This window comes from Streptomyces hirsutus, from assembly GCF_001418415.1.
Taxonomy (GTDB): Bacteria; Actinomycetota; Actinomycetes; order Streptomycetales; family Streptomycetaceae; genus Streptomyces; species Streptomyces hirsutus.
The window spans coordinates 1-1,113 of the sequence record NZ_LIQT01000668.1; the positions used below are offsets into that span (position 1 = coordinate 1).

At 72.4% G+C, this 1,113-nt stretch carries 1 protein-coding gene; it reads right to left on the reverse strand.

What is annotated here, in order from left to right:
* Positions 1-1,113 (reverse strand): metallophosphoesterase family protein (locus AOK11_RS37045; protein ID WP_055598013.1); only part of this gene is annotated, 1,113 nt, incomplete at both ends.

Below are 1,113 nucleotides of genomic sequence, written 5' to 3' on the forward strand. Positions count from 1 at the left end.
GGTGGGCGGCGGGGACGACGGCGGGGAAGGGGAGCCGGAAGGGGAATCGGCAGGTGAGCCTGTGGGTGACCCCGACGGAGAGCCGGATGGAGCACCGGAGGGAGCACCGGACCGGGACGCGCCCGGCTGGTTCTCCTCCGGGAGGTGCCGGCTGACCTCCGCCGTGGTCAGGCCCAGGCCGCCCAGCCTGATCGCGTCCCAGGCCTGGAGGCGGCGGGTGTCGCGGTCGAAGTAGAGGATCGAGGTCTCGATCGGGTCGGGGTGTTCGCCCTCGATCGCGCGCAGGCCGCTGCCGCCGGTGGAGCCCTCGATGCGGAGCCGGGTGCCGTACTTCATGACCTCGGTCTTCTGGCGGTGGACGTGCCCGGCCAGGACGAGGGGCACCGTGCCGTCCACCTCGCGGGCCGCCGCCGGTTCATGGGCGACGGCCACGTCGACCGGGGTGCCGGCGGCCCGCTGGTCCCGCAGGGCGGAGGCCAGACGGGCGCCCGCGAGTTCCTGGGACTGCTCGGCGCCGGGTTTCGTGGAGCGGTCCGGGGTGAACTGCGGGTCGCCGATGCCGGCGAAGCGCAGGCCCGCGACGGTCCTGGCCCGTCCGTCGTCCAGGACGTGGACGTTCTCGAGGCCTTCGAGATAGCGCTGGGTGACGAGTGAGTCGTGGTTGCCGCGGACCCAGACGTAGGGGGCGCCGAGGTCCTCGATGGGGTCGAGGAAGCCGTTCTCGGCGGCGGTGCCGTGGTCCATGGTGTCGCCGGAGTCGACGATGACGTCCACCTGGTACTGCTCGACGAGCGAGGCGATGATCGCCCAGCTCGCGGGGTTGAGGTGGATGTCGGAGACGTGCAGGACCCGGAGGGTGGTCGGGTCGGGCTGGTAGGCGGGGAGCGTGGAGGTGGCGTCGTAGAGCTTCGTCACATTGGTGACCAGGCGGGCCAGCTCCTTCTGGTAGACGTCGAACTCCGTGACGATGCTGCGGGCGTTGCCGACCAGGGAGGGCGCCGAGGAGAGCAGCCCGGAGAACCTCGGTTCCAGGACGGAGTCCGGGTTCCAGGTGGCGTAGGCGGTGCCGCCGGACGCGGCCAGGAGGGTGAGGGCGAGGCCGCCCGCGGCCAG